Annotated in this window: 22 protein-coding genes; 15 read left to right on the top strand and 7 right to left on the bottom strand. The window is 70.4% G+C overall.

Going from position 1 to position 21,322, the window contains the following annotated elements:
- The 3 genes from AC068B_RS02190 to AC068B_RS02200 all read right to left on the bottom strand — a co-directional run bounded on the left by AC068B_RS02190 (window position 1) and on the right by AC068B_RS02200 (window position 2,565).
- Window positions 1–306, bottom strand: coding sequence for a small hydrophobic protein (locus tag AC068B_RS02190; RefSeq protein ID WP_478668413.1), 306 nt, complete (start codon window positions 304–306; stop codon window positions 1–3).
- A 46-nt stretch (window positions 307–352) separates the two neighbouring features.
- Window positions 353–739: a peptidase inhibitor family I36 protein gene (locus tag AC068B_RS02195; RefSeq protein ID WP_478668415.1), complete on the bottom strand. Its 387-nt coding sequence runs from the start codon at window positions 737–739 to the stop codon at window positions 353–355.
- Between the two features lie 215 nt (window positions 740–954).
- Window positions 955–2,565: an MFS transporter gene (locus AC068B_RS02200; RefSeq protein ID WP_478668416.1), complete on the bottom strand. Its 1,611-nt coding sequence runs from the start codon at window positions 2,563–2,565 to the stop codon at window positions 955–957.
- Between the two features lie 158 nt (window positions 2,566–2,723).
- On the opposite strand from AC068B_RS02200, the gene AC068B_RS02205 reads away from it, so the two are divergent.
- From AC068B_RS02205 to AC068B_RS02235, 7 genes are all read left to right on the top strand, one after another.
- Complete coding sequence (locus AC068B_RS02205; RefSeq protein ID WP_478669216.1) at window positions 2,724–3,407, top strand: TetR/AcrR family transcriptional regulator; 684 nt, start codon at window positions 2,724–2,726, stop codon at window positions 3,405–3,407.
- Between the two features lie 211 nt (window positions 3,408–3,618).
- The gene (locus tag AC068B_RS02210; protein WP_478668418.1) at window positions 3,619–4,830 is read left to right on the top strand and encodes an alpha/beta hydrolase; all 1,212 of its coding nucleotides are present in this window, start codon (window positions 3,619–3,621) and stop codon (window positions 4,828–4,830) included.
- A gap of 66 nt (window positions 4,831–4,896) precedes the next feature.
- Entirely contained in the window at window positions 4,897–5,787 is an 891-nt protein-coding gene (locus tag AC068B_RS02215; RefSeq protein ID WP_356262691.1) for a DUF4429 domain-containing protein, read from the top strand.
- 193 nt (window positions 5,788–5,980) lie between these two features.
- Entirely contained in the window at window positions 5,981–7,330 is a 1,350-nt protein-coding gene (locus AC068B_RS02220) for a sensor histidine kinase (RefSeq protein ID WP_478668419.1), read from the top strand.
- The gene (locus AC068B_RS02225) at window positions 7,327–8,001 is read left to right on the top strand and encodes a response regulator (protein WP_478668421.1); all 675 of its coding nucleotides are present in this window, start codon (window positions 7,327–7,329) and stop codon (window positions 7,999–8,001) included. Before AC068B_RS02220 ends, AC068B_RS02225 begins: the two co-directional genes overlap by 4 nt.
- A 149-nt stretch (window positions 8,002–8,150) precedes the next feature.
- Complete coding sequence (locus AC068B_RS02230) at window positions 8,151–9,314, top strand: alpha/beta hydrolase (RefSeq protein WP_478668422.1); 1,164 nt, start codon at window positions 8,151–8,153, stop codon at window positions 9,312–9,314.
- Window positions 9,311–10,591 carry an acyltransferase family protein gene (locus AC068B_RS02235; RefSeq protein WP_478668423.1) on the top strand — a complete coding sequence of 427 codons (1,281 nt, stop codon included), beginning with the start codon at window positions 9,311–9,313 and terminating at the stop codon, window positions 10,589–10,591. The genes AC068B_RS02230 and AC068B_RS02235 overlap by 4 nt, the downstream gene beginning before the upstream one ends.
- Before the next feature lie 269 nt (window positions 10,592–10,860).
- On the opposite strand, the gene AC068B_RS02240 is transcribed toward AC068B_RS02235, so the two are convergent.
- Both AC068B_RS02240 and AC068B_RS02245 read right to left on the bottom strand, forming a co-directional pair.
- Entirely contained in the window at window positions 10,861–11,877 is a 1,017-nt protein-coding gene (locus tag AC068B_RS02240; RefSeq protein ID WP_478668425.1) for an aldo/keto reductase, read from the bottom strand.
- A 3-nt stretch (window positions 11,878–11,880) separates the two neighbouring features.
- Window positions 11,881–12,342: a MerR family transcriptional regulator gene (locus AC068B_RS02245; RefSeq protein WP_478668426.1), complete on the bottom strand. Its 462-nt coding sequence runs from the start codon at window positions 12,340–12,342 to the stop codon at window positions 11,881–11,883.
- A 94-nt stretch (window positions 12,343–12,436) separates the two neighbouring features.
- On the opposite strand from AC068B_RS02245, the gene AC068B_RS02250 reads away from it, so the two are divergent.
- Both AC068B_RS02250 and AC068B_RS02255 read left to right on the top strand, forming a co-directional pair.
- A complete protein-coding gene (locus AC068B_RS02250) occupies window positions 12,437–12,919 on the top strand; it encodes a GNAT family N-acetyltransferase (protein WP_478668428.1) in 483 nt (160 codons plus the stop codon).
- Between the two features lie 19 nt (window positions 12,920–12,938).
- Complete coding sequence (locus AC068B_RS02255; RefSeq protein WP_478668429.1) at window positions 12,939–13,760, top strand: serine hydrolase domain-containing protein; 822 nt, start codon at window positions 12,939–12,941, stop codon at window positions 13,758–13,760.
- A 38-nt stretch (window positions 13,761–13,798) separates the two neighbouring features.
- Here the strand turns inward: AC068B_RS02255 and AC068B_RS02260 are convergent, their stop codons facing one another.
- Window positions 13,799–14,461 (bottom strand): pirin family protein, encoded by a 663-nt coding sequence (locus tag AC068B_RS02260; protein ID WP_478668430.1) that lies wholly within the window; start codon window positions 14,459–14,461, stop codon window positions 13,799–13,801.
- A 70-nt stretch (window positions 14,462–14,531) separates the two neighbouring features.
- Between AC068B_RS02260 and AC068B_RS02265 the strand changes: the two genes are divergently transcribed.
- The 5 genes from AC068B_RS02265 to fabF all read left to right on the top strand — a co-directional run bounded on the left by AC068B_RS02265 (window position 14,532) and on the right by fabF (window position 19,466).
- Window positions 14,532–15,740, top strand: coding sequence for a PucR family transcriptional regulator (locus tag AC068B_RS02265; protein ID WP_356261923.1), 1,209 nt, complete (start codon window positions 14,532–14,534; stop codon window positions 15,738–15,740).
- Between the two features lie 100 nt (window positions 15,741–15,840).
- The gene (locus AC068B_RS02270) at window positions 15,841–16,752 is read left to right on the top strand and encodes an ACP S-malonyltransferase (RefSeq protein ID WP_478668432.1); all 912 of its coding nucleotides are present in this window, start codon (window positions 15,841–15,843) and stop codon (window positions 16,750–16,752) included.
- Window positions 16,753–16,780: 28 nt separating this feature from the next.
- Window positions 16,781–17,785, top strand: coding sequence for a beta-ketoacyl-ACP synthase 3 (locus tag AC068B_RS02275; RefSeq protein WP_468559494.1), 1,005 nt, complete (start codon window positions 16,781–16,783; stop codon window positions 17,783–17,785).
- 98 nt (window positions 17,786–17,883) lie between these two features.
- Window positions 17,884–18,132: an acyl carrier protein gene (locus AC068B_RS02280; RefSeq protein ID WP_016642582.1), complete on the top strand. Its 249-nt coding sequence runs from the start codon at window positions 17,884–17,886 to the stop codon at window positions 18,130–18,132.
- Window positions 18,133–18,203: 71 nt separating this feature from the next.
- Window positions 18,204–19,466: a beta-ketoacyl-ACP synthase II gene (gene fabF, locus AC068B_RS02285; RefSeq protein WP_478668433.1), complete on the top strand. Its 1,263-nt coding sequence runs from the start codon at window positions 18,204–18,206 to the stop codon at window positions 19,464–19,466.
- 90 nt (window positions 19,467–19,556) lie between these two features.
- Here fabF and AC068B_RS02290 read toward each other — a convergent pair whose 3' ends face one another.
- Entirely contained in the window at window positions 19,557–20,051 is a 495-nt protein-coding gene (locus tag AC068B_RS02290; protein ID WP_356261936.1) for a DUF3145 domain-containing protein, read from the bottom strand.
- Between the two features lie 342 nt (window positions 20,052–20,393).
- Here AC068B_RS02290 and AC068B_RS02295 point away from each other — a divergent pair, with 342 nt between their 5' ends.
- Complete coding sequence (locus tag AC068B_RS02295) at window positions 20,394–21,305, top strand: SGNH/GDSL hydrolase family protein (RefSeq protein ID WP_478668435.1); 912 nt, start codon at window positions 20,394–20,396, stop codon at window positions 21,303–21,305.
- Window positions 21,306–21,322 lie beyond the last annotated feature (17 nt).

Below are 21,322 nucleotides of genomic sequence, written 5' to 3' on the forward strand. Positions count from 1 at the left end.
TCAGAACATGCCGGTCGTCGTGGTCGTCCCCGCTATCCATATCAGCGCGAGAACCGTGTCAATCACGCCCAGGACCAGGGCCACCAGAGCCGGCGCCGGGCGGGCACCGGCCCAGCTTCGGCCCATGGCCAGCCAGCCGCAGGCAATCGCCACCGGGCCGAGGATGATTCCCAGCACGAAGAATCCGGCGATTGCGCAGACGGCGCCCATGATCCCGAGCGACGCGCGATCCGGCCGACTCCGCGACCACGTACGGCCGCGTGAGCCGGGGCGCTTGCGCGTGGTGTGTCCGAAGCCCGCCATCATCACTCCTCTGTCAGCCGGTTCGGGCCTTTCCGTCGGGTACCCTCGTTCAGCTTTCCCAGACTTTGAATGCCCGTACGCGGTATGGCGATTCGGGCGCCCAAGTGCCACTGCCCGGGTACGTGTTGAACTCGCCGGTCTCCGCGCACTCCCCCGACTGGTACACGGTGACCGGCCGTCCCGTGCGGTTGGCGAGAGACTCCGCGCTGCCCCCCTCCGGCAGCGCGGTGCAACTCTCGATGTCGATGTCCGACAGCTCGTACGTATGGCGGGCGCCCTTGAACCCCGCCTTCTGCCAGAGACAGAGCTCGCCCGTACCGCATCCGCGGAGTGTGGGCGGAGCGGCGGCTCCGGCGTGTACCGGTGTGAGGATGACCGCGGCGAGTGCGGCTGCCGTCACGGTCGTGGCCACGGTCGTGGTCATGGTCGTACGCATCTGCTCAACCCCCGTGTGATGTGGCGCAGTTGTCCACGTATCGCTCGCACGGCTCGATCGTCCGGGCCGTGCGGATCTTCTGACTGCACTGTGGACCCGTCGGCCGGGGCATCGGAAGGGGTACGAATGTGCGTCACCCTGATAGGCGAAAGCCCCCCAGATTATCCCTGAGGGGCTTTCCCTGACACCGAGGGCTCGCGCCTCGGATTCGCGTCTCAGATGTGGCCGACGCCCGCGCCCGCCTCGGCGTTGTCGCCGCGCTTGGTCAGGAACGCGACGAAGACCGCGACCACGGCGACGCCGGTGGCGACCAGGCAGGCCATGCCCATGCCCGACATGAAGGTGTCGTGCGCGACCGAGGTGATCTGGTCGGCGATGGACGGCGGAGCCTTCGGTGGCACCGGTGCCACACCGACCTGGACGGCCTCCGCCGCCTTGTCGAGCTGGGCCTCGCTGAGCGGCGGAAGCTTCGCCTCGGCCCAGTTGCCGGCCAGGTCGCTGTCGACCTTCGAGGCCATGACGGCGCCGAGGACGGCCGTGCCGAGGCTGCCGCCGATCTGCATCGCGGCCTGCTGGAGGCCGCCTGCGACGCCGGAGAGCTCCATCGGCGCGTTGCCCACGATGACCTCCGTGGCGCCGACCATCACCGGGGCGAGGCCGAGGCCGAGGAGGGCGAACCAGATCGACATGAGGCCGCTGCCCGTGCCTGCCTCCAGCGTGGACATGCCGTACATGGCGATGGCGGTGCACAGCATGCCGCCCGCCAGCGGGATGCGCGGGCCCATCTTGGTGATCATCGCGCCCGCCAGCGGCGAGCCGATGATCATCATGCCGGTGAGCGGCAGCAGGTGCAGACCGCTGTCGACGGGGCTCATCCCGTGCACGTTCTGCAGGTAGAAGGTGACGAAGAACAGCCCGCCCATGAACGCGATGGCCATGAGCACCATCAGCACCACGCCCGCGGCCAACGGCACCGAACGGAACAGGGTCAGCGGGATGAGCGGTTCCTTGACCTTCGACTCCCAGACCGCGAAAAGCGCGAAGCTCGCCACGGAGACACCGATGAACGTCCAGGTCATACCGGCGCCCCAGCCCCATTCCGGGGCCTTGATGAGCGCCCAGACCAGGCAGAACATGGCCGCCGAGAGCAACACGATGCCGACGATGTCGAAGGACTTCGGCGCGTTCTCCGCGCGGTGGTCCTTGAGGATGACCACGCCGAGTACAAGAGCGATGATGCCGACCGGCACGTTGATGAAGAAGACCGACTGCCAGCTGACGTGCTGGACGAGAAGACCGCCGAGGATCGGACCACCCGCCGTGGAGGCACCGATCACCATGCCCCAGATGCCGATGGCCATGTTGAGCTTCTCGGCCGGGAACGTGGCCCGGAGGAGGCCGAGCGCGGCGGGCATCAGCAGGGCCCCGAAGAGGCCCTGGAGCACGCGGAAGGTGACCACCAGCGCGATGCTGTCCGACAGGCCGATGGCGCCGGAGGCGGCGGCGAAGCCGACCACGCCGACGAGGAACGTCTGCCGGTGGCCGAAGCGGTCACCCAGCTTGCCCGCGGTGATCAGCGCGACGGCGAGCGCGAGGAAGTAGCCGTTGGTGATCCATTGGACTTCCGCGAAGGTGGCGCCGAGATCCTTCTGGATGGCCGGGTTGGCTATCGCCACGATGGTGCCGTCGAGGGCGACCATCATCACGCCGATCGCAACGGCGAACAGCGTCAGCCAGGGGTGGCCACGGAGCCCCTTGGCCGGGGCCGGAACGGGTACGGGCTCCGGCGCCTTGTCCGCCTTGTCGACGGTGATCTGACTAGTCATGCGATCGAGATTAGTGACAGCGACTGACAGTTGACAAACCATTTCACAAGTCGGTAACTGTCACGTGGCTCACAGGTATGGTGAACTGGGAAAATGGCGAGAAAGAGGACCACGGTGTGAAGACCACGCAGCGAGTGACGGACCCCTTGGAAGCGCAGCTGGAGGCCACCGGGGACGCCCCATCCGGGCCCGTCGGCAGGCCGGGACTGCGCGAGCGCAAGAAGCAGCGCACCCGGGACGCCCTCCTGCGCGTGGCACTCGAACTCTTCACGACCAAGGGGTACGAGGAGACGACCGTCGACGAGATCGCCGAAGCGGTCGACGTCTCGCAGCGCACGTTCTTCAGGTACTTCGCCAACAAGCAGGAAGCCGCTTTCGCGGTCCAGAAGATGATCGAGTCGCGGTTCGTCCAGGCCGTGCGCGACCGCCCCGCCCACGAAGCCCCGCTGGAGGCGCTGCGCGGCGCCGTCCTCGGCACCTGGGAGGCGATGGGGCAGTCCATCGAGGAGGTCGTACCGGTCGAACTCCACATGCGCACTTACCAGATGATCGAGTCGACACCCACGCTGATCGCCGCCCACCTGCGCCGCTCCATCGAGATGGAGGACGAGGTCGCCCGCGTGGTCGCCGAGCGCGAGGGACTCGACCTGGACAGCGATCCGCGCCCGCGCGTGGCGGTGGCCGCGTTCAGCGGCGTCATGCGGATCACGGGGCGCCTGTGGGGCGCGGGCGAGGACATCAGCCCGGAGTCGATCCGCGAGCTCACGGAGAGGTATCTCGACCACTTGGGGCCCGCGTTGGCGCAGGACTGGCACACACACCCGTCGGCACCGTCCGCGTAACCCTCAACCAGCTGAAATCGCCCACGCGTTACGTGTTCGTACGTACACTCTGAGCCACCGTCACCCCTGTCGCACCGTACCCGTGCGCCACTTACAGAGCGTGACCGGGCGGCATCGGACGCGCCCGCTATGCCTCAATTACCCCTGCAGAAACGTGATCTGTCTCACGCGATGCACGGTAGGCATCACGGTTCTCCTAGGGTGTTCCGTAGTGACTTCCTTCGACTCCTCCCCTCAACTCAACGCATGGCGCGCTCTGCTCGCGCTGGCCGTCGTGTTCGTCATGCTTGCGACCACCGGCTGGACCGCCGTGCGCCACAACAAGGGCGACGCCTCGCCGCTCCAAGCCGCGCTCTCCGCCTGGGAGCGGGGAAGCATCGACGGGCACCCACTGCCCGACCCCGAGGCTTCCTCCGGCAAGCTCGCCCGCTTCTTCGCCTCCCTCGACGGGCACCAGCGCAACCGGCTCGCCGGCCGCTACCCGCTCGCGGTCGGCAACATGAGCGGCGCGCCCGCCACGCTTCGCTATCGCGCGAACCACATCGCCCTGGGGCAGGCCCGCAAGGTCGAGCATGAGCGCATGCACGACAAGCGCCTCTCCCCCCTGGGGCAGCAGGAGGCCGAGCGCAGGATGAAGCGGTTCGGCGTCATGATGCGCCCGGGACGCCAGGTCCTCGCCTTCGACCCCATGGGCTCCGGACGCATGGCAGAGGTCTTCGGAGACATAGACAAGGCCCGTCGCGTCTCCGTCGTCGTGCCTGGTGTCGACACCAACGTGCTGACCTTCGAGCGGACGTTCCGCAAGTACTCGGCGCCGGTGGGCATGGCGAAATCGCTCTACCGCGCGGAGCGCTCGGTCAGCCCCCGCGCGCATACCGCCGTGATCGCCTGGGCCGACTACACCGCACCCGTCGGGATCGGCGTCGACGCGGCCACGGCGATGCGCGCCGAGGACGGGGCCACGCGCCTCGAAGCCATGGTGCGCGGCCTGCCCGGCCGCACGCCGGTCGCGCTGTACTGCCACAGTTACGGCTCCGTGGTGTGCGGTGTGGCCGCGCGGGACCTGCCCTCGCGGGTCACCGACATCGCGGTGGCGGGCAGCCCCGGCATGCGCGCCGACTCGGCTTCCCAACTGGGTACGGGTGCCCGGATCTGGGCCACCCGGGACGGCGACGACTGGATTCAGGATGTCCCGAACATGGAGTTCGGCGGGCTCGGCCACGGCGCCGACCCGGTGGCCGAAGGGTTCGGCGCGCGTGTGGTGTCCGCGGCAGGCGCGCAGGGGCACACCGGCTATTTCGAGCCGGGCACGGAGAGTCTGCGGAACTTCGCAGAAATCGGGACTGGTTCGTACCACGCGGTGCGATGCGCGGGCGAGGACGGTGCCTGCCGGAAGGGTATTTCCGGCGGGGCAGCGGCCTGACGCGCGTAGAAATCGATGAAACAGCGGCCCGCCGCAGGAGGGACGGAGGCGCTCGTGCCGCCTACGATGAGCCGCATGGGTGATGTTCTGGCCGGATTTCATGCCGCCTGGGAGTTCGAGTCCGACTCTGTGCTCATCCGCTTCGAACGGGGAATCCGCACGCCGAAGCTGTTCCAGACACTCGGCGAACGGCGCATCCCCCATGAGGCGATCTCGGCGGTGACGCTCTCCCCCGGCAAACGCGGGACCGTGATTCTGCATGCCGTGCCGAGACCGGGCGCCGATCCTCTGATGGAGGCCGCGGCGGGGCAGCTCAAGGAGAGCTGCGACCCGTACCGCTTGGTGCTGCCCGCGGAGCGGGAGACGCTCGCCGAGTACTACGCGGACGAGCTGCGCGCGCAGATCTCCGCCGACGACGGCGAGCCCGCCGACCGCTATCTGGTGGCGCCGCCCGAGGCGCCCCTGCAGTTCAAGGCGTACGACGGGAAGGCGACCTTCGACGGGAAGCTGGTCGCCTTCCGCTGGTTCTGGACGGGTGCCTCATCGGCTAAGTGGAAGGCCGGTGACCAGAGCTTCCTCGTCACCGACCTGAGCGGCATCGAGTGGCGCTCGCCGGAGGTGTTCGAGGGCCATCTGCGCCTGCTGCGGCGCGAGACGCCGGTGGCGCAGCCCGGACAGGCCGACCAGGACCCGGCGGCCGTCGTCTTCGGCCTCGGCTACGGCCCGGTCCACGAGTCGCTGCCGTTCGCCGCGTCGGTCCTCGCCGCGGTGCGCGCATCGGGCCCGGCCCTGAACTCCGACGGTGTCGGCACCGGCGCCTCCGCCACACCGTCCGTGCGGCGCGATCCTGCGGACATCGCCGAACGCATCCGGCACCTGGGCGAGCTGCACCAGGCGGGCCTGCTCACGGACGACGAGTTCACGATGAAGAAGACCGAGCTGCTGGCGGAGCTGTAATCCCTGCGGGTGCGCGTGCCACCCGCAGGGCGCTGGTGATACCTGGGTATGAGGCGCGGTCCGGCTCCACGGTATGACGCCACGGCGAGGGCTACACACCTACTCTGATCAGGCCATGAGCAGCGCATCGACACCTCCCGATCCCCTATCTCCCCCTCCCACGCCGCCCGCCCCGACACCACCTCCCGACCCGATGCCTCCCGATCACGAGCCCCGCCGTCCCGCGTCCGAGCCGGACGGGTGCCCGGGTGCCCTCCGCCGCACCGCGACGGCGCTCCTCGACGGCCTGCGCACTGCGGGGGCCGCTCTGTCGGCGCCCTCGGGGCCGACAGAGCCACTGCTCGCGCACGCGCCCAGGCGCTGGGTGCGGATGCTGCCGCTGGTCATCGCGGCCGCCTTCGTCGCCGTCCTCATCCCGGTCACCGTCCAGGTGCTGACACACGACTACGGCGTCGCCGGCGGTCTCGCCGGTGCCCTGGGCGTGGCGCAGGCCGCGCCGCTGCTCCTCGCGGTCACCCGGCCGCTCATGGCGTGGTGGATCGTGATCGTCGCGGACGTCCTCGGGGCCGTCGCGACGCTGGACGCGGATCCGAGCCGTCCCGGGCCCTGGACCCCCATGATCATCGTGGGGTACATGTTCCTGTGCATCGTGCTGTCCCTGCGGGAGAGCCGCCGCACGCTCCTCGGGATCTGGCTGGTCACCGTGGTCGCAGGCGTGGTGCTCAGTGCGTTCCGCGACGACGGCGGCCAGGACACCGGTGTGCTGCTGACCGTGCTCAGCGGCGCCGTGCTGCTTCTCGGCGCGCTGCTGCAGGAGCGCGGCGACGCCCGGCGCAGGCTCGTCGAGCAGGAGAGCATCAGCGAGACCGAGCGCGCCCAGCGCACGCTCCTCGAGGAACGGGCCCGCATCGCCCGCGAGTTGCACGATGTCGTCGCCCACCACATGTCGGTGATCACCGTCCAGGCCGACTCCGCGCCCTATCGGCTCTACGACCTGCCCGACGAGGTGTGCGAGGAGTTCGAGAGCATCGCGGCGAGCGCACGGGAATCGCTGACCGAGATGCGGCGGCTCCTCTCGGTGCTGCGCAGTGAGGGCGCGGACGGTGAGCGGGCGCCCCAGCCGGGGCTGGACAGACTGCCACACCTGGTCGAGGCTACGGTGCGGGCCGGTGTACCGATCGAGCTGTCGCACCTCGAACTGTCGATCCTCACGCAACTGGCCAATGTGACCCCGGCCGTGGACCTGTCCGCCTACCGCATCGTCCAGGAAGCCCTGTCGAACGTGATGCGCCACGCGCCGGGCGCACGCACCTCGATCAAGCTGACCCTGGACACCCGGAACCTCCTGATCCTCGTCGTCAACGGCCCGTCCGACGCACCACCCGCCCACCTGGAAGGCAGCGGCACGGGGCACGGGCTCGTGGGCATGCGCGAGCGCGTACGGTTGGTCGGCGGCACGGTCGACGTCGGTCCGCTGCCCGACGGCGGCTTCCGCGTGGCCGCCCAACTCCCCCTCATCCCGAAGGACTCCGGCACCGCATGACCATCCGCGTGATCATCGTCGACGACCAGGCCATGGTGCGGGCGGGATTCGCCGCGCTGCTCGCGGCGCAGAGCGACATCGACGTGGTGGGTGAGGCACCGGACGGCAAGAAGGGCGTCGAGGTCAGCCGCAGCACGCACCCCGACATCGTCCTGATGGACGTCCGCATGCCGGAGATGGACGGACTCAACGCCGCCCGCATCCTGTTGGACCCGTCGGCGGGCGTGGTGCACCGGCCGAAGGTGCTGATGCTCACCACCTTCGACGTGGACGACTACGTGTACGAGGCGCTGCGCGCCGGAGCCTCCGGGTTCCTGCTCAAGGACGCGCCGCCCGCCGACCTCATCTCGGCCGTACGCGTGGTGGCGGCGGGCGAGGCCCTGCTCGCCCCCTCGGTGACCCGCCGTCTGATCGCGGACTTCGCCGCGCAGCGGCCCGCGCCCCGCAAGGACGCCCTCCGCCTCAACGGCCTGACGCCGCGTGAGACCGAGGTACTGGCGCTGATCGCGCGCGGCCTGTCCAACCAGGAGATCGCCGACCGCCTGGTGCTCGCCGAGCAGACGGTGAAGACTCACATCGGCCGCGTGCTGAGCAAGCTTGACCTGCGGGATCGCGCCCAGGCCGTGATCTTCGCCTATGAATCCGGGCTGGTCACACCCGGCGAGCAGTAACCCCCACCCCCCTACCGGAGTATCACCCGGACATACCGCGGTATCACCTGCGAGTTGGCTCCCCGGTGTGACGTGCCGCCGCCCACCGTCTCCCTACTTTTCGCTTCGTCAGGCCACAGCGCGCCACGAAGCGGGGAGGGAGAGAGGCCATGCGGCTTCGGTCCTGGAAAGCACGGAGCAAGAGGGCGCTCGTCGCCGCCTCACTCATGACGACCGTCATGGTGGGCACGGCGGGCTGGGCCATCGGCAATGAACAGCAGCCGCTCACGGGCCCGCCGCCCGGCACGAGTTCCTGGCGGGCGGACCGTTCGCTGGACATGCGCCTGCCCGACCCGGCGACCGCTTCCCCCGCCCGGATCGCCACGTTCTTCGACTCGTTGAGCCCCGCTCAGCAGCAGCAACTGGTCGCACGCCACCCGTCCGTCGTTGGAAACCTGGACGGCGCCCCCACCCCTCTCCGGTACGAGGCCAACTCCCGCTATCTGAAATCCGAGCGCGCCCGCGAGCGCACCCGAGCGACCGACCCCGACCTCACCCTCCAGGACCACGAGCGGGCCCGCTCCCTGGTTGCGCGCTACGAGGAACTGCTGGCCCCCGGACGGCAGATACTGGCGTTCGACCCGCGAGGCCGCGGACAAATCGCGGAAGTGTACGGCGACTTGACCGCTGCCGAGCACGTCTCCGTCGTCGTGCCGGGCTCCGACATCGACCTCAGCACCTTCGACCGCAGCAACGACAAGTACGGCACACCGGCGGGGATGGGCCACTCCCTGCGCGCGGCAGCGGACGCCCGCACCGCCGTGGTCGCCTGGGTCGGGTACACCACCCCGGTCGGCCTCGGCCCCGACGCCGCCACGGGCCGTCTGGCCGAGGCCGGTGCGCCGCGCCTCGCCCGCTTCGCCCGAGGCCTGACGGCCGTCGGCGCCCCGCGTCCCGCCGTGTTCTGTCACAGCTACGGCTCGGTGGTGTGCGGCCTCGCCGCACCACGGCTGCCCGCGTCCGACCTCGTGGTGTTCGGCTCCCCGGGAATGCGCGCCGACAGCGTCTCCGACCTGCACACCACCGCACGCGTCTGGGCCGCCAAGGACGACAGCGACTGGATCGACAACGTGCCGAGCGTCGAGCTGTTCGGCCTCGGCCACGGCGAGGACCCGGCCGGCCCCGGCTTCGGCGCCCACCGCGTCCCGGCCGAGCAGGCCGAGGGCCACACCGGCTACTTCGCCCCGGGCACGGACTCCCTGCGCGCCTTCGCCCTCATCGCCGACGGAGAAGCCTCCGCCGACGGCACCACTCCCATCGGAGCACGGGCATGAGCCTTCCCGCCCCGAGCACACGACTCGCCCCGACCGCACGACGCGCCCCGAACACACCGCGCCCCCTGAGCGCGCTGCGCGGCACCGCGTCCGCCATCGACGCCAAGACCCCCGCCCACCGCGACCGGTCGATAGACGGGCTGCGTGCCCTCGCCCTGCTCGCCGTCCCGACCGGGCACTGGCTCCTCGGCGGATTCACCCTCGACTCCGACGGCGCCCTGCACAACACCAGCCCGCTCGCCTCGTTCGGCTTCCTCGCCCCGGTCAGCTGGGTGCTGCAGATGCTGGGCATCTTCTTCCTGGTGGGCGGCTATGCCTCCACGCTGTCGTACCGCCGGGCCAGAGCGCGAGGCGAGTCGACGGGCGGCTGGCTGCGGGGGCGGCTCGCCCGGCTCGGCCGACCGGTCCTCGGCGTGACCGCCGTGTGGGCCGCACTGATCTCGACGCTGTACACGCTGGGAGTGCCCGGTGCGACCCTGCGCACCGCCTCCACGCTGGTCATTCAGCCGCTGTGGTTCGTGGGCGTCTATGCGGTGATCACGGCCCTCACCCCGTGGTGCATCCGCGCGGCGGAGCGGTTGGAGGGCTGGGCCGCGGTGCCGCTGCTCGGGTCGGTGGCCGTCGTCGACTTCCTGCGCTACGGCCCGTATGCGGAGGCGATGCCCTCCTGGCTGAGCCTGTTGAATCTGCTGCCGGGCTGGCTGTTCGCCTACCAACTGGGCGTCTGCTGGGGCGAGAAGAGGCTGGGGAAGCGGGGTGCGTGGCTGCTCCTGGTGGGCGGTACCGCGCTCTTCGCCGCGCTGCTCCTCCTCTTCCACTACCCGGCGTCGATGGTCGGCGTCCCCGGCGAGGCCCGCACCAACTCGCACCCGCCGTCGCTCCTGGTCCTCGCTCTCGCCGCGGCGCAGAGCGGCGCGGCGATCCTCCTGCGGGACCGCATCGGCAGGCTGTTGCGCAGGCCGACTCTGTGGGCTCCGGTCGTCGTCATCAACCTCTCCGCGATGACGATCCTGTGCTGGCACCAGACCGCGCTGCTCACGGCGGCGGTGCCCGGATCGTTCCTCGGCGGGGTGCCCGGCCTGACCACCAGCCCCGACACGTTCGGCTGGATGGCCGGGCGCGTCGCCTGGCTTCCGGTCTTCGCGGGGCTGCTGATCCTGATAGGCCGGTACGCGCGCGGGTTCGAGGCCCCGTGGACGCGGGCGTCAAGCGCGCGGCGCGCACTCGCCGGACTCCTGGCGGCAGGCTTCGCGGTCTTCGCGCTGGGGCTGGCGTGAGCACGGGGGTTGGCGTGAGCACGGGGGTTGGCGTGAGCACGGGGGTTGGCGTGAGCACGGGGGCGGGCGTGAGCGCACGGGCAGGCATGAACGCGCGGGCGGGCGTGAGCGCGGGGGTCGCGTCGGCGACCTGGCAGCCTTCCGGGTCACCCGCACGGATGCCCTGGCCTCGGCACCGGCACCGGCCCCGGCCCCGACCACCCACGCAGGCGCCCACACAGGCCCCCACGCAGGCGCTCAGCCCACAGCCCGGCCCACCGAGACAGTCGCTATTCGCGGCCCGCCGAAGTGGAGGTCATGTCGGCGTAGCGGTCACCCGCGACGGCCGCGGCGATCGGGGACAGGGCGGCGAGGTCGTTGTCGGTGAGGGTGATGCGGGTGGCCGCGGTGTTCTCCTCGACCCGGGTGGGCCTGCGGGTGCCGGGGATCGGGACGACGGGCAGGCCATGGGCGTCGGCCTGCTGCTGGACCCAGGCCAGAGCGACCTGGCCGAGGCTGGCTCCGTGGGCTTCGGCGACGGAGCGGACGGGGGCCAGGAGGGCGGCGTTGGCGGTGGCGTTGGCGCCGGTGAAGCGGGGCTGCTGGCGACGGAAGTCGTCCTCGCCGAGTTCCTTGTCGGCGCTGACGAAGGAGCCGGTGAGGAAACCGCGGCCGAGCGGGGAGTAGGACACGAGGGCCACGCCCAGTTCGGCGGCCGCGGGGACGACGCCCTGCTCGATGTCGCGGCTGAAGAGGGACCACTCCGACTGGACGGCGGCGATGGGATGGACGGCATGCGCGGCACGCAGTTCGCCGCCGGTGACTTCGCTCAGGCCGACGTGCTTGACCTTGCCCGCGGCGACGAGCTCGGACAGCACGCCGACCGTCTCCTCGATGGGGACGTTCGGGTCGCGTCGGTGCATGTAGTAGAGGTCGATGACGTCCGTGCCCAGGCGGCGGAGGCTGGCGTCGACGCTGGAGCGGATGTACGCGGGGCTGTTGTCGATGCGCCGCTTCGTCGGCTCCGCCGGGTCGATGGCCAGGGCGAACTTGGTGGCGAGGACGATCTCGTCGCGGTGGGCCTTGAGGAAGGGGGCCAGGAACTTCTCGTTCTCACCCATGCCGTAGACGTCGGCGGTGTCGTAGAGGGTGACGCCCAGTTCCAGGGCGCGGTCCAGGGTGGCCCTGGCCTGGTCGGTGTCCGTGGGGCCGTAGGCGAAGCTCATGCCCATGCAGCCCAGGCCCTGGACGCCGACTTCGGGGCCGCCCGTGCCGAGCCGCACTTTCGCTATTGCCTTGTCCGTCATCAGTCAGGGCCTCTCCGACGCCATACGGGCGCACGCATAGTTTTCGATCTTGTAGTCCAGGACGGCGAGGGTGTCCTGCAGCTCCGCGATGCGGTTGCGGACGTCGCGTCGGGTCTGCTCCAGGAGTTCCTGGCGCTCGGGGAAGGTGTGCTGGCCCTCGCGGACCAGTTCCGCGTAGCGCACCATGTCCGCCACGGGCATCCCGGTCAGGCGCAGCTTGCCGACGAAGGCCAGCCAGTTCAGGTCGCGGTTGCGGTAGCGGCGCTGGCCCGTGTGGGAGCGGTCGATGTGCGGCATCAGGCCGATCCGTTCGTACCACCGCAGGGTGTAGGCGGAGAGACCGGTGTGGGCGGCGACTTCGCTGATCGTGTAGTGGTCCTGACCGTCCGGGCTCGGGGGCTCGGCCGGTCCGGGCGCGCGGACAGCGGTCCCGCTCGCGTCGGTCCTGGTCTCCATCACCGTCATGCCCCTCACGCTAGGACCTTGGAGTGCACTCCAAGCAAGCGGATCAGGAGGAAATTCAGGAGACGTCTCACCCCGTGGTCACTACGGTCCCGGCATGAGTCTCGTACGTCGTGCCACGCCAGAGGATGCCACCGAACTGATCAGACTGAGGCAGGTGATGATCGACTCTGTCTTTGCCGCGGGCTCCGGGGGCGAGTCCGACACCAGTTGGCATGCCGAGTCCCTGACGACCGTACGGCGTCGGCTCGCGGAGCCCGAGGGAAGCTTCGCCGCGTTCGTCGTCGATCATCCGGAGCGGCCGGAAGGGCTCGCGGCGCTGGTCGTGGGGACGCTCGAATACCGGATCGGGCGGGCGGGCAATCCGCACGGCAGGGTCGGCTGCGTGTTCAGCGTCGCCACGGCCCCGGACCAGCGGCGCAAGGGGTATGCGCGGGCGGCGATGGAGGTGCTGCTCGACTGGTTCCGTGAGCGCGGGGCGGGCAGCGTGGACCTCAATGCGTCGGCGGAGGCGGAGCCGCTCTACGCCTCGCTCGGCTTCGTGCGCAAGGCCGACCCCTCGATGCGGCTGAACCTGTAGGGCGCTTAGGCTCGGGGGCATGCAGAGCCTGGCGTTGATCGAGAACTGGCCGGTCCCCACCGCTGCCGCGGCCGTCGTCCGTGCGGACGGCACCGTCGCGGGGACGCACGGCCCCACGGACCGGCGTTTCGCACTCGCCTCGGTCACCAAGCCCCTCGCTGCGTACGCGGCGCTCGTCGCGTACGAGGAGGGGGCGATCGAGCTCGACGAGCCCGCGGGGCCCGAGGGGTCGACGGTCCGGCATCTGCTCGCACACACCAGCGGGCTCGCGTTCGACGAGCACCGGGTGACGTCGGAGCCGGGGACGCGGCGGCTGTACTCGAACGCCGGGTTCGAGGTGCTGGGGGATCACATCGCCAAGGCGACGGACATTCCTTTCGAGGAGTATCTGCGGCAGGCGGTTCTCGTTCCGCTGGGGATGACGGCCACCACGCTGGAGGGCGAGCTGTCGCCCGCCAAGGACGGGGTGTCGACGGTCGACGACCTGGTGCGGTTCGCGACGGAGGTGCAGGCGCCCCGGTTGCTGGACGCGCGGACCGTGGCCGCGGCGATGACCGTGACGTACCCGGGGCTGAAGGGCGTGCTTCCCGGGTACGGACACCAGAATCCCAACGACTGGGGGCTCGGGTTCGAGATCCGGGACTCCAAGGCGCCGCACTGGACGGGGAGTTCGTCGTCGCCGCGGACGTTCGGGCACTTCGGGCAGGCGGGGACGTTCCTGTGGATCGACCCCGATGCGCAGGCGGCCTGTGTCGCGCTCGCCGACCGGCCCTTCGGGCCGTGGGCCGCGGAGGTGTGGCCCCCGTTCACCGACGCGGTGCTCGCCGAGCTCCGCGGGTGACCGACGGCACCCAGCCGTAACTAAAGGTCGCTCGTCGACTAAAGGGCGCTCGTCATTTCCCAGATCAGTAGTTCCGTGGGGTCCGACGCCACCCCTTCCAGGGCCGGCTCCCCGCTGATGCGGGCGGAGTCGCCGGGGCCCAGTCGGTCGTCGGCCAGGGACAGTTCGCCGTGCACCACGTGGACGTATACGAACGGGGCGTCAGGGACTGCCAGTCGTTCCCCCGTCGTCAGGCGTCGTACGTGGAGGAGGGCGCCCGCGCCGGGCACGGCGTACGGCGTCGAGTCGGCGATTCCGCGGACCACCTCGTAGGACGGGTCGCCGCCCGGTGAGAGGGGGGCCAGCCACATCTGGACGAAGACGAGGGGGCCCGGGCCGTCGTTGCGTTCCACATGGCGGACACCGCCCGCCGCGGAGAGGTGCTGGACGTCGCCGGGGCGGACCAGTGACGCATGGCCCGTCGAGTCGCGGTGGGTGAGCTCGCCCTCGACGACCCAGGTCACGATCTCCGTGTGGCTGTGCGGGTGCTCGTCGAAGCCCGCGCCGGGCGCGAGTCGCTCTTCGTTGCAGGCCAGGACCGCGCCGAAGCGGAGGTTGTCGGGGTCGTAGTGGGGGCCGAAGGAGAAGGCGTGGAAGGACTCGATACCGGCCGCGGTCTCCCCGCCGCGGTACCGGTCGCCGGAGCGCCGTACATCAATCACGCTCCCCACGGTAGGACAGGTCCTGGCCCCGGCACCGCACGTCCCCGCCCCGATAAGGCAGTCTTGTCCCGTGCCCGAACCTTCAGCGAACGAAGCCCATCAGGACGCCCGCCGGTCCGCCCACGCCCATGCCGCGACCCTGAAGCGTCTGGAGAAGTCGTCCGGGAGCCTCGCGGCGCAGGCCATCGCGCGCATGGACGAGACGCTGTCCTGGTACCGGGCGATGCCGCCGGAGAACCGCTCCTGGATCGGTCTGGTCGCCCAGGCCGGTATCGCCGCGTTCACCGAGTGGTTCCGGCACCCGGACGCGCCCCAGGCCATCTCCACCGACGTCTTCGGCACCGCGCCCCGCGAGCTGACCAGGGCGATCACCCTGCGCCAGACCGTGGAGATGGTACGTACGACGATCGAGGTCATGGAGTCGGCGATCGACGAGGTCGCCGCCCCTGGTGACGAGTCGGTGCTGCGGGAGGCCCTGCTCGTCTACGCACGCGAGATCGCCTTCGCCACCGCGCAGGTGTACGCACAGGCCGCCGAGGCACGCGGTGCCTGGGACGCCCGGCTCGAGTCGCTGGTCGTGAACGCGGTGCTGTCCGGAGAGGCCGACGAGGGAGCCGTCTCGCGCGCCGCCGCCCTCGGGTGGAACTCCCCCGAGCACGTCTGCGTGGTCCTCGGCACGGCCCCCGACGGCGACAGCGAGCTCACCGTGGAGGCCATCCGCCGCGCCGCCCGGCACGCGAAACTGCAGGTCCTCACGGGCGTCCTCGGTGACCGCCTGGTCGTCATCGCGGGCGGTAACGACAATCCGCTGCATGTGGCGAAGTCCCTCATCGGGCCGTATGCCGCGGGCCCCGTGGTGGCCGGACCGATCGTCCCCGACCTGCTCGCCGCGACCCGTTCCGCGCAGGCCGCGGCCGCCGGGCTCAAGGCCTCCGCCGCCTGGCAGGACGCCCCGAGGCCCGTCCTCGCGGACGATCTGCTGCCGGAACGCGCGATGGCAGGGGATCCGGCGGCGCGCGAGCAGTTGGTGGAGGAGATCTACAGACCACTGGAGGAAGCGGGCTCCGCGCTCCTGGAGACGCTCAGCGTCTATCTGGAACAGGCCAGCAGCCTCGAAGGCGCGGCCAGAATGCTCTTCGTACACCCGAACACCGTGCGCTACCGGCTCCGACGTGTGACTGACGTCACCGGTTGGTCGCCTTCCGATGTGCGCTCCGCTTTCACGCTGCGTATCGCGCTGATCCTGGGACGTCTGGCCGACGCCGATCCCCAGTCGTAGGGTTTGCCCGCGGGTTTGTCGGCCCCCTACAAATCCCCCAGCTGTTCTTCGTCCCTGTCCCCACGGGCGGCTCCCACCGTCCACAAGAGAGAGTGTAAGAGTGCTCGTACTCGTCGCTCCCGGCCAAGGCGCTCAGACGCCCGGCTTCCTGACCCCCTGGCTCGACCTCCCCGGTGCTGCCGACCGCATCGCCGCCTGGTCGGACGCCATCGGGCTCGACCTCGCCCACTACGGCACCCAGGCCGACGCGGACGCGATCCGTGACACGGCCGTGGCCCAGCCGCTGCTCGTGGCCGCCGGTCTGCTCTCCGCCGCGGCACTCGGTGACATCACGCCGGGCGCCGTCGCCGGGCACAGCGTCGGCGAGATCACCGCGGCCGCGTACGCCGGTGTCATCGCCGAAGACGACGCCCTCGGTCTGGTCCGCACCCGTGGCCTGGCCATGGCCGATGCCGCCGCCGTCACCGAGACCGGCATGGCCGCGCTGCTCGGCGGCGACCCCGACGTCACCGTCCCGCACCTGGAGAAGCTCGGGCTGACCCCGGCGAACGTGAACGGCGCAGGCCAGATCGTTGCCGCAGGCACCCTGGAGCAGCTCGCGGCGCTGCAGGAGGACAAGCCCGAGGGCGTCCGCAAGGTCGTCGCCCTCAAGGTCGCGGGCGCGTTCCACACCGAGCACATGGCGCCCGCGGTGACGCGTCTGGAGGAGGCCGCCGCAGGTCTCACCGTCGCCGACCCCAAGCTCACCTACGTCTCGAACCGCGACGGCAAGACGGTCACCACCGGCGCCGACGTGATCTCCCGGCTGGTCGGCCAGGTGGCCAACCCGGTCCGCTGGGACCTGTGCATGGAGACCTTCAAGGAGCTCGGCGTGACGGCGCTGGTCGAGGTGTGCCCCGGCGGTACCCTGACCGGTCTGGCCAAGCGTGCCCTGCCCGGCGTCAAGACGCTCGCGGTGAAGACCCCCGATGACCTCGACGCGGCCCGCGCGCTCGTCGCCGAGCATTCCTGAGCCGACGACAGACAAGGAGCCGTTGCGCATGACGAAGATCAAGGCCAGCCAAGGCCATCCGTACGCGCGGATCATGGGCGTCGGCGGCTACCGTCCCACCCGTGTCGTGCCGAACGAGGTCATCCTCGAGACGATCGACTCGTCCGACGAGTGGATCCGCTCCCGCTCCGGCATCGCGACCCGCCACTGGGCCTCCGACGAGGAGACCGTGGCCGCGATGTCCGTCGAAGCCTCGGGCAAGGCGATCGCCGACGCAGGCATCACGCCCGAGCAGGTCGGAGCCGTGATCGTCTCCACCGTCTCGCACTTCAAGCAGACCCCGGCCATCGCGACCGAGATCGCGGACAAGATCGGCGCGGGCAAGCCCGCCGCGTTCGACATCTCCGCGGGCTGCGCCGGTTTCGGGTACGGCCTCACCCTCGCCAAGGGCATGGTCGTCGAGGGTTCCGCCGAGTACGTCCTGGTGATCGGCGTGGAGCGGCTGAGCGACCTCACCGACCTGCACGACCGCGCGACGGCGTTCCTCTTCGGTGACGGCGCCGGCGCCGTGATCGTGGGCCCCGCCAAGGAGCCGCGGATCGGCCCGACGGTCTGGGGCTCGGAGGGCGACAAGTCCGAGACGATCAAGCAGACCGAGCCCTGGGACGTGTACCGCAACGGCGGTGCGCCTGCCAAGTACCCTGCCATCACGCAGGAGGGTCAGGCGGTCTTCCGCTGGGCCGTGTTCGAGATGGCGAAGGTCGCCCAGCAGGCGCTGGACGCGGCCGGAATCACCGCGGACGACCTGGATGTCTTCATTCCGCACCAGGCCAACGAGCGGATCATCGACTCGATGGTGAAGACTCTGAAACTGCCGGAACACGTCACGGTCGCCCGTGATGTGCGCACCACCGGCAACACCTCGGCCGCCTCGATCCCGCTCGCGATGGAGCGGCTCCTGGCGACCGGGGAGGCGAAGAGCGGCGACACTGCCCTCGTCATCGGCTTCGGGGCGGGTCTCGTGTACGCCGCCACGGTCGTTACCCTCCCCTAGGCATCACGTCCGGATCATCCGATCCGTACCGCTGAAACCAACCTGCCGCTGCCGCGGCGGGCGCCACACCCTCTGGATACATAAGAAGGAGCGCCAACATGGCCGCCACTCAGGAAGAGATCGTCGCCGGTCTCGCGGAGATCGTCAACGAGATCGCCGGCATCCCGGTCGAGGACGTCCAGCTGGACAAGTCCTTCACCGACGACCTGGACGTCGACTCGCTGTCCATGGTCGAGGTCGTCGTCGCCGCCGAAGAGCGCTTCGACGTGAAGATCCCGGACGACGACGTCAAGAACCTCAAGACGGTCGGCGACGCGACCAAGTACATCCTCGAGCACCAGGGCTGACCCAGCCCGTTGCTCTGTCGCCACCCGGCGGTGGCGCCGCTGATCCCCTCAACACCGTGGAGAAATTTCCTGTGAACTCGACCAATCGCACCGTGGTCGTCACCGGTATCGGCGCAACCACACCGCTGGGTGGCGACGCAGCGTCGACGTGGGAGGGCCTGCTCGCGGGCCGCTCCGGCGTCAGCACGCTGGAGCAGGACTGGGCAGCCGAGCTGCCCGTCCGCATCGCCGGTCAGATCGCCGTGGAGCCGGGCGAGGTCATCCCCCGCCCGCAGGCCCGCAAGCTGGACCGGTCGGCGCAGTTCGCGCTGATCGCGGCCAAGGAGGCCTGGGCGGACGCCGGATACACCGCCAAGGCGGGCGAGGACACCTCGGTGGACCCGCACCGTCTCGGCGCGGTCATCGCCTCCGGCATCGGCGGCGTGACCACGCTTCTGGACCAGTACGACGTGCTCAAGGAGAAGGGCGTACGCCGCGTCTCCCCGCACACCGTGCCGATGCTGATGCCCAACTCCCCGGCGGCCAACGTCGGCATCGAGCTGGGCGCCCACGCGGGCGTCCACACTCCGGTGTCGGCCTGCGCCTCGGGCGCCGAGGCCATCGGCTACGCGATCGAGATGATCCGCACCGGCCGTGCCGACGTCGTCGTCGCGGGCGGCACGGAGGCGGCGATCCACCCGCTGCCGATCGTCGCGTTCGGCAACATGATGGCGATGTCCAAGGACAACGACAATCCGCAGGGCGCCTCGCGTCCCTACGACGCCTCCCGCAACGGCTTCGTGCTCGGCGAGGGTGCCGGTGTCGTCGTCCTGGAGTCCGAGGAGCACGCCAAGGCCCGCGGCGCGAAGATCTACGCGGAGGCCATCGGCCAGGGCATCTCGGCCGACGCCCACCACATCACGCAGCCCGAGCCGTCCGGCAACGGCATCGCCGCGGCGCTGCAGAACCTGCTCGACACGACGGACCTCAAGCCCGCCGAGGTGGCGCACGTGAACGCGCACGCGACCTCGACGCCGCAGGGTGACGTCGCGGAGATCAAGGCGCTGCGCAAGGCGTTCGGCGACGACGTCGACCACATGGCGATCTCCAGCACCAAGTCGATGACCGGTCACCTGCTCGGTGGCGCGGGCGGCGTGGAGACCGTGGCCACGGTCCTCGCGCTGAAGAACCGCATCGCCCCGCCGACGATCAACCTCGAGAACCTCGACCCCGAGGTCGACGCGGACATCGTCCGCGGGGAGGCCCGCGCGCTGCCCGAGGGCAGGATCGCGGCGCTGAACGACTCGTTCGGCTTCGGCGGCCACAACGTCGTCCTGGCGTTCCGGACCGTCTGAGCCTGCCGCAGCTGAACCCGCTGCACGTACGCGAAGGGGCCCCACCGATCGGTGGGGCCCCTTCGCGTGGCTCAAGCCACTTGGTACGGCTCAGACCACTTGGTGCAGCCAGCGCACGGGCGCGCCCTCGCCCGCATACCGGAACGGTTCGAGTTCGTCGTCCCAGGGCTTGCCGAGGAGCTTGGCGAGCTCGGCCGCCAGATCGCTCTCGCCGCGCTGCGAGCGGGCCAGCGCGGCGCGGAGCCGGTCCTCGGGGATGAGGATGTCACCGTGGATGCCGGTGACGGCGTGATAGATGCCGAGCTCGGGCGTGGCGCTGTAGCGCTCGCCCTCGGCGCTTGCGCAGGGCTCCGCCGTGACTTCGAAGCGCAGCAGATCCCAGCCGCGCAGGGCGGAGGCGAGCTTGGAGGCGGTGCCCACCGAGCCCTGCCAGGAGAATTCGGATCTCCAGGTGCCCGGCGCCGCGGGCTGCCTGATCCAGTCGAGGCTCACACGCGCACCGAGCACGCCCGCGACAGCCCACTCGACGTGTGGGCACAGCGCGCGCGGAGCGGAGTGCACATACAGAACTCCACGTGTCGTCACCGGGACCTCCAGTGTGGGTCGAGGTTCGCCTTCCCCAGCGGCCTCGCGCCCGTGCCGAGCAGTTTTCCCCAAATACTAGATAAACCTGGGAAAAGGGGACAGATGTGACGTGATGTAATTTAGCGGAACCACAAGAGCGAGGCGTCACCGGGTGGACCACCCGCCCTGTCGCTGCCGTGACAGCAGTGGCCCGGCGGCTACGGGCCCGAGGCTACCGTGCGGCGGCGCAAGGAGTGTGACGTACCGTCGGTCCAAAGGCCAGGAAACTCCGACCTTTCACCCGGCGGGGCTCAACCTTGGGCATGCGCACGACGTCACGTTGAACGACCGAGGGGAGCAGGGATGCGGAACCGCAGGCGCCGCTCACGCGCCGTCGTCGCGCTCGCGACGGCGGCCCTTCTCTGCGGCGGGGCGCTCACCGCCTGCGACGCGCAGGGCGGGAACTCGGGGGCACCGGGCGGCGAGTCCGCCCACGGCAAGCCGTCCCCGAAACCAACTCCCGCCTGGGACACCTCGCCCCGCTCGCTGGCCGCGGTCGGCGACTCCATCACGCGCGGCTTCGACGCCTGCTCGGTGCTCTCCGACTGCCCCGAGGCGTCCTGGGCGACCGGCACCGACACCGAGGTCGACAGCCTGGCGACGCGGCTGCTCGGGAAGACACGGGCCGCCTCGCACAGCTGGAACCACGCGAAGACCGGCGCCCGCATGGAGGACCTGACCGGGCAGATCGAGGCGGCAGCCGCGGAGCGTCCCGAGCTGGTGACGGTGATGACGGGCGCCAATGACGCGTGCCGTTCGTCGGCCGCCGCGATGACGCCGGTCGGCGAGTTCCGCGCCGACTTCGAGGAGGCGCTGCGCACCCTGCGCCGCGAGCTGCCGAAGGCGCAGGTGTACGTGGCGTCCGTGCCGGACCTGAAGCGGCTCTGGTCCCAGGGGCGGACCAATCCGCTGGGCAAGCAGGTGTGGAAGCTGGGCATCTGCTCCTCGATGCTGGCCGACCCCGACGACCTGAACTCCGCGGCGACCCAGCGGCGCGACTCGGTGCAGGACCGCGTGGTCGCGTACAACAAGGTCCTTGAAGACGTGTGCGGCAAGGACCGGCGCTGCCGTTACGACGGCGGGGCGGTCTTCGACTACCGCTTCGACGGCGACCAGTTGAGCCACTGGGACTGGTTCCACCCCAGCAAGAACGGCCAGTCGCGGCTCGCCGAGATCGCCTACCGGCAGGTGACGTCGAGGAAGCCCGTGGCGTGACGGGGGCCGCGTAGGGT

The organism is Streptomyces sp. NPDC042371, assembly GCF_056437465.1.